Genomic DNA, 1,223 nt, shown 5'->3' with positions numbered 1-1,223 from the left:
AGGTGTACCTCCATCGGATAGCCATACACCCTCTCATGACCGCACTTACTGATGCCATTGAAGAAATTGTCCGTTCGGCCGGCGCCATGATGCGCAACGCCTTCAACGCGCCGGACAAGCCTGCCTATTCGCTCAAAGGCCGGCAGGACTACCTGACCGTCACCGACGGCGCGGTAGAACAGTATGTGCGCGCGGAGATCGAACGGCGCTTTCCGGGAGATGCCGTGCTGGGGGAAGAAGCAGGAGGAGAAACCGGCGGCGCAGCTCGCCTCTGGATTGTCGACCCGGTGGATGGAACGGCGAATTTCGCCCGGGCCATCCCGCACTTCTGCATTTCCCTGTGCCTCATGGTCAACGGCGAGCTCGAGGCCGGCGCCATCTATGAGCCCATGCACGATGAGCTCTTCATTGCGCAACGCGGCCACGGCGCGTGGTGCAACGGCGTGCGGCTTCAGGTGAGCGAACAGGTCGAGCTGTCCGCCTCTTCCGTCGAAATTGGCTGGTCTCCGCGCCGATCACCGGATTCATACCTCGCGCTGGTCAGCCGGTGCATGCATGCGGGCTGTTCGGTGCGCCGCGCGGGTTCCGGCGCGCTGGGGCTGGCCTATGTGGCCGCCGGGCGATGCGAAGCCTACGCCGAGGCGCATATCAATTCATGGGACGTCGCAGCCGGCCTGCTACTGGTCCGGGAAGCCGGCGGCCGCGTCAACGACTTCTGGGCCGACAACGGCCTGGCCCAGGGAAACCCGGTGCTGGCGACCAACGCCAGACTGGCTTCGGAACTAAGCGTTTTAACGGGTATACCGCTGCGCTGACGGCTGCTAAGGTGGCTTCAACGCCGTACCGCAGGCGCCATTGACGACATAAAGAAGGAGACACAGATGAAACAGTTCACATTCAAATCACTTTTTCCAGGATTGGTTCTGGCGGCCGCGGCCTGCGCCATGTCGTCCCCCGCCCGCGCAGCCGAAGAACTGGTGGTTTACTGCAACGTCCAGGAAGAATGGTGCCGGCCCATGGTGACGGCCTTCGAAAAGGCCACCGGCATCAAGGTGTCGATGACACGCAAGAGCTCGGGCGAAACTTACGCCCAGATCAAGGCTGAAGCAGCCAACCCGCGCGGTGACGTGTGGTGGGGTGGCACGGGCGACCCTCATCTTCAGGCCGCCGAGGAAGGTTTGACCGAGCCCTACAAGTCGCCGAAGCTGGCTGATCTGCACCCT

At 62.9% G+C, this 1,223-nt stretch carries 2 protein-coding genes; both read left to right on the top strand.

Features of this window, described 5'->3' with window-relative positions:
• Positions 1-35 precede the first annotated feature (35 nt).
• Entirely contained in the window at positions 36-815 is a 780-nt protein-coding gene (locus tag AC1DWI_RS23750) for an inositol monophosphatase family protein (protein WP_477670733.1), read from the top strand.
• 66 nt (positions 816-881) lie between these two features.
• Positions 882-1,223, top strand: a 342-nt coding sequence (locus tag AC1DWI_RS23745) for a substrate-binding domain-containing protein (RefSeq protein WP_477725986.1), incomplete at its 3' end; no start/stop codon positions are given.

The sequence above is a fragment of the Polaromonas sp. P3_C2 genome (genome assembly GCF_056402675.1).
Note: the sequence above shows the minus strand (reverse complement) of the source record. Positions and strands in the feature narration are given on the sequence as shown.